14 protein-coding genes are annotated in these 14,153 nt (G+C 76.7%); 6 read left to right on the top strand and 8 right to left on the bottom strand.

The genetic code is table 11. The features are described from left to right. Window positions 1–7: 7 nt before the first annotated feature. The gene (locus ABD345_RS22010) at window positions 8–655 is read left to right on the top strand and encodes an HD domain-containing protein (protein WP_344554220.1); all 648 of its coding nucleotides are present in this window, start codon (window positions 8–10) and stop codon (window positions 653–655) included. Between the two features lie 49 nt (window positions 656–704). On the opposite strand, the gene ABD345_RS22005 is transcribed toward ABD345_RS22010, so the two are convergent. Further along, window positions 705–1,949 carry an MFS transporter gene (locus tag ABD345_RS22005; protein WP_344554219.1) on the bottom strand — a complete coding sequence of 415 codons (1,245 nt, stop codon included), beginning with the start codon at window positions 1,947–1,949 and terminating at the stop codon, window positions 705–707. 56 nt (window positions 1,950–2,005) lie between these two features. On the opposite strand from ABD345_RS22005, the gene ABD345_RS22000 reads away from it, so the two are divergent. Continuing rightward, a complete protein-coding gene (locus ABD345_RS22000; protein ID WP_344554217.1) occupies window positions 2,006–3,019 on the top strand; it encodes an ArsR family transcriptional regulator in 1,014 nt (337 codons plus the stop codon). A gap of 11 nt (window positions 3,020–3,030) precedes the next feature. On the opposite strand, the gene ABD345_RS21995 is transcribed toward ABD345_RS22000, so the two are convergent. After that, complete coding sequence (locus ABD345_RS21995) at window positions 3,031–3,156, bottom strand: hypothetical protein (RefSeq protein WP_344554216.1); 126 nt, start codon at window positions 3,154–3,156, stop codon at window positions 3,031–3,033. A gap of 164 nt (window positions 3,157–3,320) precedes the next feature. Between ABD345_RS21995 and ABD345_RS21990 the strand changes: the two genes are divergently transcribed. Continuing rightward, window positions 3,321–5,483 (top strand): Ig-like domain repeat protein, encoded by a 2,163-nt coding sequence (locus ABD345_RS21990; RefSeq protein WP_344554215.1) that lies wholly within the window; start codon window positions 3,321–3,323, stop codon window positions 5,481–5,483. Between the two features lie 18 nt (window positions 5,484–5,501). Here ABD345_RS21990 and ABD345_RS21985 read toward each other — a convergent pair whose 3' ends face one another. Further along, complete coding sequence (locus tag ABD345_RS21985) at window positions 5,502–5,969, bottom strand: DUF3592 domain-containing protein (protein ID WP_344554213.1); 468 nt, start codon at window positions 5,967–5,969, stop codon at window positions 5,502–5,504. 161 nt (window positions 5,970–6,130) lie between these two features. Beyond that, a complete protein-coding gene (locus tag ABD345_RS21980; protein WP_425556858.1) occupies window positions 6,131–6,310 on the bottom strand; it encodes a hypothetical protein in 180 nt (59 codons plus the stop codon). 446 nt (window positions 6,311–6,756) lie between these two features. Here ABD345_RS21980 and ABD345_RS21975 point away from each other — a divergent pair, with 446 nt between their 5' ends. Continuing rightward, window positions 6,757–8,979, top strand: a complete 2,223-nt coding sequence (locus tag ABD345_RS21975) for a hypothetical protein (protein WP_344554211.1) — start codon at window positions 6,757–6,759, stop codon at window positions 8,977–8,979. Window positions 8,980–9,007: 28 nt separating this feature from the next. On the opposite strand, the gene ABD345_RS21970 is transcribed toward ABD345_RS21975, so the two are convergent. Continuing rightward, complete coding sequence (locus ABD345_RS21970; RefSeq protein WP_344554210.1) at window positions 9,008–9,388, bottom strand: ParD-like family protein; 381 nt, start codon at window positions 9,386–9,388, stop codon at window positions 9,008–9,010. Between the two features lie 57 nt (window positions 9,389–9,445). Here ABD345_RS21970 and ABD345_RS21965 point away from each other — a divergent pair, with 57 nt between their 5' ends. Further along, on the top strand, window positions 9,446–10,231 hold the full coding sequence (locus ABD345_RS21965) for an HAD family hydrolase (RefSeq protein ID WP_344554209.1): 786 nt from the start codon (window positions 9,446–9,448) through the stop codon (window positions 10,229–10,231). Window positions 10,232–10,258: 27 nt separating this feature from the next. Here ABD345_RS21965 and ABD345_RS21960 read toward each other — a convergent pair whose 3' ends face one another. Further along, window positions 10,259–11,173 carry a helix-turn-helix domain-containing protein gene (locus tag ABD345_RS21960; protein ID WP_344554208.1) on the bottom strand — a complete coding sequence of 305 codons (915 nt, stop codon included), beginning with the start codon at window positions 11,171–11,173 and terminating at the stop codon, window positions 10,259–10,261. A gap of 189 nt (window positions 11,174–11,362) precedes the next feature. Here ABD345_RS21960 and ABD345_RS21955 point away from each other — a divergent pair, with 189 nt between their 5' ends. After that, window positions 11,363–12,133: an SDR family oxidoreductase gene (locus tag ABD345_RS21955; RefSeq protein WP_344554207.1), complete on the top strand. Its 771-nt coding sequence runs from the start codon at window positions 11,363–11,365 to the stop codon at window positions 12,131–12,133. Between the two features lie 9 nt (window positions 12,134–12,142). Here ABD345_RS21955 and fabG read toward each other — a convergent pair whose 3' ends face one another. Both fabG and ABD345_RS21945 read right to left on the bottom strand, forming a co-directional pair. Next, window positions 12,143–12,901, bottom strand: coding sequence for a 3-oxoacyl-ACP reductase FabG (gene fabG, locus ABD345_RS21950; RefSeq protein WP_380275494.1), 759 nt, complete (start codon window positions 12,899–12,901; stop codon window positions 12,143–12,145). Window positions 12,902–12,953: 52 nt separating this feature from the next. Beyond that, window positions 12,954–14,141, bottom strand: coding sequence for a thiolase family protein (locus tag ABD345_RS21945; protein ID WP_344554204.1), 1,188 nt, complete (start codon window positions 14,139–14,141; stop codon window positions 12,954–12,956). Window positions 14,142–14,153: the final 12 nt, after the last annotated feature.

Here is a 14,153-nt window from a genome sequence, read left to right as displayed (position 1 = left end):
CGGGGCCATGAACACACCCGCCCCGCTCGTCCCCGCCCTGCCCACCGGCCCCGTCGCCACCGCCGCCCTCGACCTCCTGCGGGCCGCCGTCAGCCCGCCCGTCGCCCACCACAGCGTGCGCAGCTACCTGTTCGCCCGGCTGCTCGCCGACCACGAACGGCTGACCCCCGGCACCGACTACGACGACGACCTGCTCTTCCACGCCTGCCTCCTGCACGACCTCGGCACCTCCCCGGACGCCCCCGGACAGGACCGCTTCGAACTCGAAGGCGCCGACCTCGCCGCCGAGTTCCTCACCCGGCACGGCTACCCCGCCACCGCCGTCGACCAGGTCTGGGAAGCGATCGCCCTGCACTCCTCCGCCCGGATCCCCGACCGCCGCGGCCCCCTCGCCCGGCTCACCCGCCGCGGCGTCACCGCCGACTTCGGCATCGACACCGCCCACCTCACCGACGCCCACGGCGCAGCCGTCCACCGCGACCACCCCCGCCTCGACATGTCCACCGCCCTCGTCGACGCCATCACCACCCACGCCGCCCGCTCCCCGCAGGCCGCGGCCCGCTACACCCTGGCGGGCGAACTGGCCCGCGAGCGGGCGGAGTCGGGGGTGACGGGGTTGGAGTTGGGGACGGCGGCGGGGCGTTGGGGGAGGTAGGAGAGGGCGTGCGGTGAAGTGTTGGGGGTTCTCGGGGCGGGGGTTTTCGTCAACTCGCCCGGGCGAAATCCGCATTGCGGCGGGCCGCGTGGCGGGCCACCGGGGGGAGGGTGAGGGCCGCGCAGGCGAAGACCGCGGCGAGGGCGGCCCAGCCGGTGGTGCCGTGGGGGAGGACCAGGGCGGTGAGGGCGGCGGGGGCGAGGGCCTGGCCGAGGGCGACGCCGGTGTGCAGGACGCCCTGGTAGGCGCCGTGGGCGTGTTCGGGGGCCAGGCCGTAGGAGAGGGCCCAACTGCCCGCCTGGGACAGCACTTCGCCGGCTGTCAGCAGCACCACCGCTCCCAGCAGCACCGCCACCGCCACCCCCGGCGTCCGTCCGGCGGCCCCCGCGACGGTCAGGCAGGCCGCGCCCACCAGCAGTCCGCCGAGCCGGAACGACCTTGCCGCGCCCGCGAGTTCGGACACCCGGCGGGTCGCGAGCACCTGGAGCAGCGCGACCAGCACGGTGTTGGTGAGCAGCAGCCAGCCCGTCACCGCCGGACGGGCCGCGGTGTGGCCGAGCGTCCACAGCGGCAGGCCGACCTCCAGCACCACGTACAGCGTGTTCACCACCGCGTTCAGCACCGCCACCCCCACGAACGGCAGGTCCCGCAGCGGGCGCGCCGCCACCGCCCGGGCGGCGTCCGGCGCGGGCGCGGCCCCGGTCGGCACGGCCCGCAGCGGCAGCAGCGCCAGCAGGTACGCGGCCGCGCTCGCGCAGACCGCCGTCCGCAGCGCGCCCCGTCCGCCGTGCGCCAGCACCAGGGAGCCGAGCGCCGCGCCCGCCCCGATGCCGACGTTGTTGAGCGCCCGCAGCACGGCCAGCGCCCTGGTCCGGGCCCCGGCGGGCAGCGCGTGCGCGTACAGGGTGGAGCGGGCCACCCCGTTGGCCCGGGAGGCCGCGCCCGTCACGCACACCAGCAGGACGAACAGCCACAGCGAGGAGGTGAAGGCGAACACCGCCGTCGCCCCGGCCTGCAGCACGTGGACCACCGCCAGCACCGGTTTCGCGCCCAGCCGGTCGCACAGCCGCCCCACCGGCACCGCCGCCGGCACCCCGCACAGGCCCGCCGCCGTCAGCGCCGCGCCCACCACCCCCGCCGAGAAGCCCAGGCCGCGGGTGAACCAGAGCGTCCCCACGGTCAGGAACAGGCCGTTGCCGACCGCGTTGACCAGCAGCAGCGCCGCCAGTCGGCGTACCACGGGGGAGGAGGAGGCCGGACGGACCAGGGGCGGGGAAGCGGTGCTCACGTTCATGCCGCCCAGCACACCCGGCGCCGCCCGGGGCCGGAATGGATTTACCCTGGCGGTCAATGATCCGCTTCCGGCTCCGCCTCGCCGACCTCGCCGCCACCTCCTTCGCGTACTCGCCGCTCCAGGAGGCCGTGCTCAGCCTGCGGATGTGGACCCCGCACGCCCGCCGCTTCCCCGCGCTGCGCCCCGCCTTCGAGGGCCTGCGCCCCGCCTTCGAGCAACTGGCGGCCCGCCCGCTGCTGCTCGCGCTGGTCGCCCGCCGCCGCTACTGGGTCCCCGACTTCCTCACCCCGCGCCCCGCCGTCCCCGCCCCCGCGCTGCGCGAGGAGCTCGCCGCCCTGCGCGCCACCGACCCGGCCCGGCTGCGCCCCGGCATCGAACAGACCTTCCACCCGCTCGGCGAGCCCGTCCCGCCCGTCCTCGCCGACGGCCTGCGCCACCCCGCACTGCTGCTCGCCGACCTCGCCGACGCCCTGGAGGCGTACTGGGAGACCTGCCTGCTGCCGCAGTGGTGGCCCCGGGCCCGCACCGTGCTGGCCGCCGACCTCGCGCACCGGGCCCGCACCCTCGCCGAGGGCGGCGCGGACGCCCTGTTCCGGGGCATCAGCGAACGCCTCTCCTGGGCCGACGACACCCTCACCATCCGCCGCGGCGGCCCCTGGCCGTTCGCCCCCGACGAGATCCCCGTCGACGGCCGCCGGCTGCTGCTCACCCCCAGCTGCTTCGCCGACGGCGTCTCCACCATGCTCGACCGGGACGCCCCGCCGCACGTCGTCTACGCCTCCCGCGGCCTGGCCACCCTCGCCGAACGCCCGCCGCCGCCCGCCCCGCGGGCCCTGGCCGCGCTGCTCGGCCCGCCCCGCGCCCGCCTGCTGGTGATGCTCGCCGACGACGGCCCCGCCACCACCACCGAACTCGCCCACCGGCTCGCCGTCACCCCCGCCGCCGTCAGCCGCCACCTGACCGCCCTGCACGCCGCCGCCCTGCTGGACCGCACTCGCCACGGCCGCCACGTCCACTACCGCCCCACCCCGCTCGGCGCCGCCCTGCGGGCGGGGAACGGGCACCCCTGAGGGGCGGACGGTCAGCCGTCGGACGGCCGGGAGCGGCGATCGCCGCACACCGGGCAGTCGTGCTCGTCGAGCGAATCCTCCGGCACCGGGCGGGAGCAGAAGTCGCAGGGGCGCAGTTCGATCGTCTCGTCGTCCATGCGCAGCACGATGGCAGCCCCGACGGACGGCGACGGCGACGGCGACGGGGACGGGGACGGGGACGGCGGACGGGGGCCGGGACGGCGGACGGGGAGGGGCTCGGGACACGCCGTCGGCAACGGCCGTGCGTAAACGGAGCGTGATCATCCGCCTACTCTGGGACATGCGCAACTCCACGGGCCCGAGCAGGGCCGTCCTGGCCGCAGCCGTCGCCGTCGCCGCCACCTGGGCGGTCCTCCCGCAGCCCGCGTTCGCGGCCTCCGCCGGGGACTGGGCGACGCTCAGCGCCGCGTTCGCGAACCCGGCGGGCGTCGGCGGACAGGTCGAACTCGGGGCGGACCTCACCCAGGGCGCGGCCGTCGACCTGCGACTCGCCGACGGGGCCGCGCTCGTCCTCGACCTGAACGGCCACGACCTCACCACCGCCACCGTCGGGCTCGGTGCGGGCAGCACCCTCACCGTCACCGATTCCACCACCGCCCCCGGCACCTTCACCGCCGCGCCCCCGCCCACCGACGGCGCGGGTATCGCGCTGAACGGCGCCACCCTCGTCGTCCGGGGCCGGGCCGTCGTCAACGCCACCGCCCGGCGCCCCGCGGCGGCCGGCATCGGCGGCGACCAGAACCACCTCGCCGGCGGCACCGTCACCATCACCGACCAGGCCCGGGTCAGTGCCGCCGGAGGCCAGTTCGCGGCCGCGATCGGCGGCGCCGACCACGGCGCCGGCGGCAGCGTCACGATCGGCGGCAGCGCCACCGTCACCGCCAAGGCCACCGACGGCGCGGGCATCGGCGGCGGCGACTACAGCTCCGGCGGCACCATCCGCATCACCGGCAGCGCCACCGTCACCGCGAGCAGTAGCGGCGGCGCGGGCATCGGCGGCGGCTACTGGGGCGGCAACGGCGGCGAGATCACCATCGACGGGGCGGCCACCGTCAACGCCACCAGCACCCTGCGCGGCGCGGGCATCGGCGGCGGACAGGCCGCCCTCGGCACCCCGTCGGTCGGCGGCGAGGGCGGCACCGTCCTGATCGCCGGCACCGCGCACGTCACCGCGACCGGCTCCAGCCTCGGCGCGGGCATCGGCGGCGGCACCGAGGGCGCCGGCGGCACGGTCACCGTCCGCGACGATCCCACCGTCACCGCCACCTCCCCCGACCGGGGCGCGGGCATCGGCGGCGGCGTGCGGGGCGCGGGCGGCAGCGTCGTCCTGGACGGCGGCACCGTCACCGCCGGCAACAGCGCCGCGCGCGACTCCTCCGCCGTCGGCCAAGGCGCGCTCGCCACCGACTTCGGCTCGCTGGCCGTCAACGCCCCCGCCATGCTGGTCATCCCGGACGGCGCCGTGCTGCGCGTCCCGCAGGGCGTCACCGTCACCGGTGACGGATCGCTGCACAGCGGCGGCGCCGGAACCCGCACCGGCGGCGGGCCGCTGCGCGCCGCCGGCGACGGACCGGTCGTCAACGACGGCGCGATCCAGCTGCCCACCGACAACGTCCAGTGGGAGCGGCTGGGCGTACTGCCGAACAACTTCCTGATCACCTTCGACGCCAACGGCGGCGCCCCCACCGAGGCCGTCCGGGTGTTCGCCACCTCCTTCGCCGCCGGGGCCCGCACCGTCCCCGCCCCGCCGACCCGGGCGGGCTTCGCCTTCGAGGGCTGGAACACCGCCGCCGACGGCAGCGGCCAGAACGTCGAGATCGGCCCCGACACCCCGCTGGACGCCGACCGCACCCTCTACGCCCAGTGGGCCGCAGACACCGCCACCACCCTCGTCCCGCGCGGCACCCCCCGGGAGGGCGTCGACCTGCCCGTCGACATCCGGGTCACCGCCGCCGACCCGGTCGCGGGCACCCCGCCCGGCACCGTCACCCTGTACGCGGACGGCACCCCCGTCGGCACCGCGACCCTGGATGCGGACGGGCGGGCCGTCCTGACGTACCCGCACCCGACGGCGGGCACCCACCTGCTGCGCGCCGAGTACGCTCCGGCCGGGCACGAGTGGCGGGCCTCGCGCAGCCCGGACGTCCCGGTCGAGGTGGTCACCCCGTCGCCGTCGCCATCGCCGTCGCCGAGCCCGAGCCCGACGCCTTCGCCTTCGCCGAGCCCGAGTCCGACGCCGGAGCCCACGCCCAGCCCCGTGCCGCCTCCCACACCGCACCCCGGGCCGACCGACCGGCCCCGGCCGCACCCGCACGGCGGGCGGCTGCCCGCGACCGGGACGGGCGGGGTCGGCACGGTCGTCGCGGGGACGGCGCTGAGCGGGCTGGTCGGCGTCGGGGTGCTGCTGTTCGCGCGCAACCGCCGTCGGCGGGAGGCGCGTTGAGCGTCAGCGTGAGAAGTGCTAGCCGACGGGGTACCCCCAGCGGTCCAGGGCCGGCGGGTCGGGTTGCAGGCCCTTGGACAGGGTGATGGCGGCCGCCGTGAGCAGGGCCGCCCCGACGATCACGCAGACCACCACCAGGGCGACCGTCCCCACGGACTCGCCCGCGCGGAACGTCTTCTTCGGGTTCCGGGGCCGGTAGCGGACCGTCAGTTCGTCGCCCACGACCAGGTCGCGGGCCAGCAGGTGGGAGCGGTGCGCGCTGCCGTCGGGCGTGCGGTACTCGACGATCGCCCAACGGGAGGAGGTCGAACGGTCCTCGTGCCGGTGGTTCTTCACGTACGTCTCCAGACAGCGCGCCTCGGCGGTCAGCCCCTCGGAGGCCCAGCGGCGCCCCCGCAGCAGCGCGCCGGGGATCCCGGCTCCCAGGACGGCGAGCCCGGCCGGGCCGGTGATCAGTCCTGCCACCAGCATCGCCGTGTCGGCCATGGGGTGTCTTCCCTCGTTCCGTCCGTCTCCCGGGGCCGCCGATCGGCACCGGAGTCGTACGAGTGTGCCCGTGGTGGCCGTCGGGGCCAAGGGGATTCCGGCAGCCGGGACGCTCCCGTGACGCGGCGGCGACCCGGCCGGGACGAACGGCGCGGGAGCGGTCAGGCGCCGATCCCCAGGAACCGCAGCACCGCCGGCACCCGGCGGTGGTCGGCCTCGGCGTCGGGCAGGTCGAGTTCGGCGAGGACGTCGTCGATGTGCTTGGCCACCGTGCTCCCGGTGACCGTCAACTGCCCGGCGGCACCTGTGAGTCGTCGGCGCACCCTGGTAGGGAGGCGCATGCTCTCACGACAACTACCCGTGCACGGAGGGTCATTCACGAGAGCACCCGTATCGGTGGTGAAGCCGGCAGCACCACGGGACGGGTGCCGGCTCTGGGGGAGATCCCGCAGCCGGAGGTGACGTCGGTGGAGCTGGGCCGGCTGATCGGCCCGCCGTTCTCCTCCTGCGCCCGGCCGGCCGCGCCCCGCCCGGTACCCGCATCCGGCTGAACGCCCGCCGGGCCCGTCCCGCCGGTCGCCGCGGCCGCCCCGCCGGTCGTCGCGGCTGCCCGAACAGCCACGGCGTCCGTCCGAACGGGCGTCAACCCTCGTGGGACCCGGCCTGGCCGGTCCGACCGCCGACCACGTATCGTGGCCGGGATCGGAGCCTGGTGCGGGACACCACGGCGTACAGGCACGGCGTCGCACGGGCGGCGGACGGGGGCGGTGACCGAACGGTGGCTGACGTGGCATCGACGACCGGGGGCGGGCCGGAGGCCGATCCGGAGGAGACGTTCAGGCTCCCCGCGACCCCGGCGGCCCCCGAGCAGGCGGTCGAACTCCCGCCCGGCGCCGACCCGTTCGCGACCTCCATCAACCTGGTCATCCCGGAGGCCGTGCTCGCCGACAGCCGCGCCGGCACCCCGCCCACCCCGGCCGGGGGCACCGCCCTCCCGCCGCCGCCCGCCACCCCGCCCGGCGGCACCGGCTGGACGGGCACGTTCCGGATCGCCACCACCGCCGACGCCCCGCCCCCCGCCGCCGGAACCGCCCCGGCGCCCGCCGCCCACGGCATCGGCGGCGGCCTGCGCGGACGCATCCTGGTCATCGAGGGCGGCTACGGCGGCGGCCGCCGCTGGGGCCGCGGCAGCGCCCACGCCTCCGTGCTCTCCGCCGCCCTGGCCGGAGTCGCCCCGCAGGTGCTGCTCTCCGCCGACCAGGTCGACGCCGTCCACCTGCCCGGCGCCAGCGACCCGCAGACCGTCCTCGCCCACCTGCGCGCCGCCGCCCGCCACCCCGGGCCGCTGCTCGTCCACCTCGGCGGCCACCTGATCACCGACCGGCGCGGCGAACAGCTCTACCTCTCGCTGCGCGAGCACAAGAGCTCCGAAAGCCTGCCCTGGTCCGCCATCGCCACCGAACTCCGGCACCGGGGAAGCGAGTTGGACACCCTGGTGATCGGCGACCTGAGCGCCGACCAGGTGGTCTGGCCCACCCTCGCCGCCACCGCGGGACAGCAACTCTCCGAGGGTGTCCCGCTCTGGGCCGTCGTCAACCACGACCCCGACCAGCTCGGCACCTTCACCCGCGGCCTGATCGAGACGCTGCACCGCGGCCGCCCCGGCGCCGACCAGTTCCTCACCCCGGAACTCGTCCACCAGCAGGTCAACTCGGTGCTGCGGGCCGACACCGTGGTGATCGCCTCGCACCCCGCCGACCGGCCCTACTTCCGCAACACCGCACGGCAGATCGGCGGCGGCGAGCCCGCCGCCACCCTCCAGGCCCGCCCCGACGCGGCGCGCACCGCGACCGTCGCGGCCGCGGCCGCCACCGTGCCCGCGCCCGCCCCCGCCGCCGAACCCGTCCGGCCCAAGCTCGCGCTCAACTGGGCACCGCGCGGCCTGGTTTCGCTGCGCAAGGCGGGCGTCCCGGCGACCCCGCCGCGCCGCAAGATGATCGTCTCGCTGATCAAGGGCGAACCGATGGTCCCCGCGGACGCCCCGTCCGTCGCGGCCCCGTCCGTCGCCGCGCCGTCCGCGACCGCGCCGCGCGTGCCGCTCGACAAGCCCGCGCCGACCCCGCCGGCCCAGCCCCGGGTCGAACTCGGCAAGGAGGCCGCCACGTTGGCGGTGCCCGAGCCCGAGCCCGCCGCCACGCTCGCGGAGGAGCCCGACTTCATCCTGCCGCCCACGCTTCCCGCCGCGCCCGCCGCGCCCGCCGCGCCCGCGGTGACCTTCGCCAAGGCCGCCGAGAGCGTGGAACTTCCCGAGGCGGAGCTGCCCGAGGCGGCGCCCTCCGAGGCGGCGCTGCCCGAGGCGGACGCGCCTCCGGCCGCGACCGTCCCGCTGGACAAGCCGGCCCCCGTGCCGCTCGTCGAACGCGCCCCCGAGCCGGAACCGGCCCCCCGGCACGACCCGCTCGCCGCCACCGCCCTGCTGCCCGGTCCGCTGGTAGAGCTGGGCAAGAAGGCCGAAGCGGGGAAGGCCGAGGCGGGGGAGGCCGACGCGGGTCGGCGCGGTGCCGAGCAGGCGCCGCCCAGCGAGTACCTGGAGGCGATCGGCGACATCGTCCGCAACGCGGAGGCCGGCGACCACGAGACCGCTTCGGCGCTGGCCCTCGCGCTGGAGGAGAAGGCCGTCGGCGCGTACGGTTCCCGGGCCTCCGTCGTGCTCCAGGTCCGCCAGGTCCGGGCGCACGTCTGCCGGGTCGGCGGCCGTCCCTCGGTCGCGGCCGAGCTCTACCGGCAGGTCGCCACGACGCTGCTGCAGACCGACGGCCCCGAGCACCCGGAGACCCAGCGGGCGGTCACCAACGCGGAGGCGTGCTGGCGGGCCGTCAAGGACCCGGCCGAGGCGATCCGGATCGCCCCGGACATCATCGAGCTCCGCGCCCACCTCCCCGGCCCGGACAACCGCAAGCTCCGCGCCGCGGAACGCTACCTGCGCCAGCTCGCCGACACCCGGGGCTGAGCCCCGGTCCGCCGGGCGCCCCGGCCGCTCAGCGGTCGACGGACCAGGAGGCGTCCGGGGGCGGGGTGGCGTGGGCGAGCAGGTGGGCGGCGACGGCGAGGGCCCGTTCCAGCGGGACGGTGTCCGGGTCGGGGTAGGCGTCCGCCTGGCCGTTGGCGAGGATGAACCCGTCGCTCCACTCCGCGGGGTCCGCGTCCGGGTCGGTGGCGTGCTCGCCCGGGTCGCCGGGGCCGTCGAGCAGCGCCACCATGGCCCGCTCGCCGTTCGAGAGCACGGCCAACTGCCGTCCCAGCGAGCTGCGCAGCCAGTGCTCGGCGGGCCCGGCGACGAGCCGCCCGCGCAGGGCGGACGCCGTCGCCGCCGTGCCGTCGTCCGCGAACTCCCAGTGCTCGGTGCCCAGTTCACCCATCCGCTGCTGTTCCTCTCCGGGTCGGACCGCGCCACCGGCGGCGGTACGCTTCGCCGCATGCCATTCTCGCGTTTCCACGCCGTGGTGTTCGACTTCTTCGGGACCCTCACCCCCGCCGTGCCGTCCCGGGTGCGGGACGAGCACGCCGCGCGCAGTGCCGCGCCGCTGGGGATCGATCCGCGGCGGTGGCGGCAGGTCTGGGACGAGTCGTGGCCGCAGCGGGCGGTCGGCGCGCTCGGCGGGCTGCGCGAGACGGTCGCCGAACTCGCGGCGCGCTGCGGGGTGGAGGCGCCGGACCAGGTCGCCCTGCTGCTGGCCTGCGAGGCCCGACTGGCCGCCCAGCGCGAACTGTTCGCGCCGCGCCCGGACGCGCTGCGGGTGCTGGAGTCGATCCGCCGCTCCGGCGTCCGGATCGGGGTGCTCGGCGACTGCTCCTCCGAACTCGCCGACGACTGGGCGCTGGTGCCGGTGGCCCGCTGGGTGGACGCGGCGGTGTTCTCCTGCCGGGAGGGCCGCCGCACACCCGACCCGGCGCTGTACGCGGAGGCGGTGCGGCGGCTCGGTACCACCCCCGAACGCTGCCTGTACGTCGGCGACGGCGGCCGCGAGCTCAGCGGCGCGGCGGCCGCCGGACTGACCGCCGTCCGACTGCGCGCCGAGGACCGGGTCGAGCACGGGGCCCCGGGCCGGGAGGCCCCGGACCGGGAGGCCGACTGGACGGGCTGGCGGGCCACCGCGCTGGCGCAGATCGCCACCGGGCTCGACTACCCGGAGGTCCTCCGGCCGGAGCACGAACGCCCTCCGGCCGGCCGGGCCCCGTTCCCGCCGCACTCGCAGCCGTAGCCGTAGTCCCAGTCGCAGCCCCCGCGCTCAGGGCGTCCGCGGCAGCGGCCCGTCCACCGGACCCGCCGGCCCGTTCACCGGACCCGCCGGCCCGTCCACCGCCCCGTCCGGGACCGGGTCGGCGGGCCCGGTGCAGGTGAGCGCGGCGAGGAGCCGCAGCTTCTCGTCGCTCGCGCTGTCCTTGTCGGGGTAGTAGACGACGAGGATCACGTCGTCGACGGGGAGTTTGTCCCGGTGCAGGCGCAGTTCGCCGACGAGGGGGTGGTGGACCGTGGTGCTGCCCCCGCCGAGGGGGCGGACGTCGTGGCGGGCCCACAGGGTGCGGAAGCGCGGGCTGGCGAGGGCGAGTTCGCCGACGAGTTCGACGAACCGGGGGTCGTCGGTGTCGTCCCCGACGGTGGCGCGCAGGGCGGCGACGAAATCGGCGGTGGCCCCGGCCCAGTCCTGGTGGAAGGCCCGTTCCTCGGGGTCGAGCAGCAGCGAGCGGAGCCGGTTCAGGCCGGGGCGCAGCCGGGGGGAGAGCGCGACCGCCAGCGGGTTGGCGGCCAGGACGTCGAACGCCCGCCCTTCGACGAACGCGGGGACGGTGAGGTGGGCGAGCAGTTGGTGCACCCGGGCCGGCACGTGTTCGGGCCGCTTGCGGCGCGCGGTCCGGGGGCGGGCGGCGGTGAGGCCGAGCAGGTACGTCCGCTCGTCGTCGTCGAGGTGCAGGACGCGCGCGAGGGACTCCAGGACCTGCGCGGACGGGTTCCGGTCGCGGCCCCGCTCCAGGCGCAGGTAGTAGTCGGGGCTGATTCCGGCGAGCAGCGCGACCTCCTCGCGGCGCAGGCCGGGCACCCGGCGGTTGCCGCCGGGCGGGAGCCCCGCCCGGGCCGGGGAGACCAGCTCGCGCCGGGCCCGCAGGTAGCTGCCGAGCCGGTTGCCGGGTCCGTCGTCCTTCATGCCGTCCACCGTAACGCGGTGCGCGCGCCCGAACGGGGGCCCTGTCAGGACCAGGGAGGACGGGGGCCCTCCCGTGCCCCGCGGCTGCGGCCGAGACTGCGGGAGGGCCGTTCCGGGAGGGACGGCAGCCCTCACGATCCGCGCCGCCGCCCCGCACGGCGGCGGCGCCCGAACGAAAGGGAGGACCTCGTGGACCTCTCCGACCGCACCGTCCTCGTCGTCGGCGGCACCTCGGGCATCGGACGGGAGCTGGCCCGGCGGTTCGCCGCGGCGGGCAGCACCGTGGCCGTCGGCGGCCGCGACCCGCGGGCGCTCGCCGAACTCGCGCAGGAGGGCTTCGGCACGGTCGCCGTCGACGTCACCGACAGCGCCTCCGTCGCCTCCGCCCGGGACGCCGTGCTGGCCCGCCACCCCGGGCTGGACACCGTGGTGATCGCGGCGGGCGTCATGCTCATGGAGGACCTGCGCGACCCCGCGCACTTCGCGGCGACGGCGACGACGATCGACACCAACCTGCTCGGCACCGTCCGGGTCGTCGACGCCTTCACCCCGCACCTGATCGGGCGGGGCGCCGGCACCTTCGTCACCGTCACCTCCGGCATCGCCTTCCTGCCGTTCCCGCCGATGCCCGGCTACGCCGCGTCGAAGGCCGCCGTGCACGCCTACTCCGAAGCGCTGCGCGCGCAGCTCGACGGCACCGGCGTCGGGGTCGTCGAACTCGTCCCGCCGGCCGTCGCCACGGCGGGCCAGGAGCGGGTGAACCCGCATGCGCTGCCGCTCGACGACTTCGCCACCGAGGTCATGGACCTGCTCGCGCAGGACCCCACCCCGCGCGAGGTCCTGGTGAAGGGCGTCCTCGGGCACCGCTGGGCCGAGCGCGACGGCACCTACGACGAGCTCGTCGCCCGGCGCTCCCGCGCCCTGGACACCCTCCCCGGCTTCGGGGGCCGCCGCGCCTAGCGGGTGCGCCTAGCGGGCGCCGCCGTTGACGTACAGGGTCTGGCCGCTGACGTACGAGGCGTCCTCGCTGGCCAGGAAGGCCACCACGGCGGCGATCTCCTCCGGGCGGCCGGCCCGGCGCAGCGGGGTGCGGGCGGCGACCTCGGCCTGGTGGGCCTCGGGGGTGGCGCCGACGCGTTCGGCGGTGGCGGCGGTCATCGAGGTGACGACGTAGCCGGGGGCGACGGCGTTGACGTTGACGTTGAAGGGGCCCAGTTCGATGGCCAGGGTGGCGGTCAGGCCCTGGATCCCGGCCTTGGCCGCCGCGTAGTTGGCCTGGCCGCGGTTGCCCAGGGCGGAGCGCGAGCTGAGCGAGACGATCTTGCCGTACTTCTGCGCGACGAAGTACTTCTGCGCGACGTGCGCGCAGTTGTAGGCGCTGGTCAGGTTGACCGCGAGGACGGTGTCCCAGTCCTGCTTGGGCATCTTGAAGAACAGGTTGTCACGGGTGATCCCGGCGTTGTTGACCAGGACGTGCACCCCGCCCAACTCCTCGACCACGGCGGTGAACACGGCCTCGACCGCGTCGTAGTCGGACACGTCGCACCCGTAGGCCCGGGCGGTGCCGCCCGCCGCCGCGATCTCCTCGACGGTGCCCGCCGCCCGCTCCACCGTGAGGTCGACCACGGCGACCGCCGCGCCCTCCGCGGCCAGCAGCCGGGCCGTCGCCGCACCGATGCCCTGTGCGGCCCCGGTCACCACCGCCACCTTGCCGTCGAACCTGCCCACTGTCGTACTCCGTTCCTGATGTTCCGTCATGTCTATTGGGGGAGAGGGGAGTTCAGTCGCGTTCGAGCAGGACGGCCGAGCCCTGGCCGACGCCCACGCACATGGTGGCCAGGCCGCGCCGGGCGCCGGTGCGGCGCATCCGGTGCAGCAGGGTGGTGAGGATCCGGGCGCCCGAACAGCCCAGCGGGTGGCCCAGTGCGATCGCCCCGCCGGAGGGGTTGACCAGCTCCGGGTCGATGCCCAACTCGCCGACGGAGGCCAGGGCTTGGGCGGCGAAGGCTTCGTTGAACTCGGCGGTCTCCAGGTCGGCGGTCCGCCAGCCGGAGCGCTCCAGCACCCGCCGGGTGGCCGGCACCGGCCCGATCCCCATCACGTCGGGGTGCACGCCCGCCGAGGCGCCCGCCACGTACCGGCCCAGCGGCTCCAACTCCAGCTCCGCCAGCGCTCGTTCGCTGACCAGCAGCAGGGCGGCCGCGCCGTCGTTCATCGGCGAGGAGTTGCCCGCCGTGACGGTGCCGCCGGGGCGGAACGCCGGCTTCAGGGCGGCCAGCTTCTCGGCGGTGGTGTCGGTCCGGATCGACTCGTCACGGTCCACCAGCGTCCCGTCCGGGCGGGCGACGGGCAGCAGTTCGGCATCGAAGTGCCCCGACTCCCGGGCGGCGGCGGCCAGTCGGTGGCTGCGCAGGGCGAACGCGTCCTGCGCCTCGCGGCCGATGCGGTAGCGGGCGGCGACCTCCTCTGCGGTCTCGCCCATCGACAGCACGCCGTGCAGTTCGCGCATCCGCGGATTGGTCAGGCGCCAGCCGAGCCGGGTGTCGAAGGTCTCCATCCGGTGCGGCAGCGCCTCGTCCGGGCGGGGCAGTACGAACGGGGCGCGGCTCATCGACTCGCAGCCGCCCGCCACCACCACGTCCGCCTCGCCGGAGCCGATCGCCCGGGCGGCCGTGGTGACGGCCTCCATCCCGGACGCGCACAGCCGGTTGACGGTCGCCCCCGGCACGCTGTCCGGCAGCCCGGCGAGCAGCACGGCCATCCGGGCCAGGTTGCGGTTGTCCTCGCCCGCCTGGTTGGCGGCGCCCCAGTACACCTCGTCGATCCGCGCCGGGTCCAGCGCGGGCACCGCGTCGAGCAGTCCGCGCAGCACGGCCGCCGACAGGTCGTCGGGCCGGACGGCGGACAGCGCGCCGCGCAGCCGCCCGATCGGGGTGCGGCGGGCGGCGGCGATGAAGACCGGAAGCACTTCGTCGGGCTC

The sequence above is a fragment of the Kitasatospora saccharophila genome (genome assembly GCF_039529925.1).
GTDB classification, from domain to species: domain Bacteria; phylum Actinomycetota; class Actinomycetes; order Streptomycetales; family Streptomycetaceae; genus Kitasatospora; species Kitasatospora saccharophila.
The sequence above is the reverse complement of the archived record's forward strand: the minus strand, read 5'-3'. Positions and strand labels throughout refer to the sequence as shown.

Coding starts and splice junctions, on each gene's coding strand:
- ABD345_RS22010 (WP_344554220.1), top strand. CDS start 8: ATGAACACACCCGCCCCGCTCGTCCCCGCCCTGCCCACCGGCCCCGTC.
- ABD345_RS22005 (WP_344554219.1), bottom strand. CDS start 1,949: ATGAACGTGAGCACCGCTTCCCCGCCCCTGGTCCGTCCGGCCTCCTCC.
- ABD345_RS22000 (WP_344554217.1), top strand. CDS start 2,006: ATGATCCGCTTCCGGCTCCGCCTCGCCGACCTCGCCGCCACCTCCTTC.
- ABD345_RS21995 (WP_344554216.1), bottom strand. CDS start 3,156: ATGGACGACGAGACGATCGAACTGCGCCCCTGCGACTTCTGCTCCCGC.
- ABD345_RS21990 (WP_344554215.1), top strand. CDS start 3,321: ATGCGCAACTCCACGGGCCCGAGCAGGGCCGTCCTGGCCGCAGCCGTC.
- ABD345_RS21985 (WP_344554213.1), bottom strand. CDS start 5,969: ATGGCCGACACGGCGATGCTGGTGGCAGGACTGATCACCGGCCCGGCC.
- ABD345_RS21980 (WP_425556858.1), bottom strand. CDS start 6,310: ATGCGCCTCCCTACCAGGGTGCGCCGACGACTCACAGGTGCCGCCGGG.
- ABD345_RS21970 (WP_344554210.1), bottom strand. CDS start 9,388: ATGGGTGAACTGGGCACCGAGCACTGGGAGTTCGCGGACGACGGCACG.
- ABD345_RS21965 (WP_344554209.1), top strand. CDS start 9,446: ATGCCATTCTCGCGTTTCCACGCCGTGGTGTTCGACTTCTTCGGGACC.
- ABD345_RS21960 (WP_344554208.1), bottom strand. CDS start 11,173: ATGAAGGACGACGGACCCGGCAACCGGCTCGGCAGCTACCTGCGGGCC.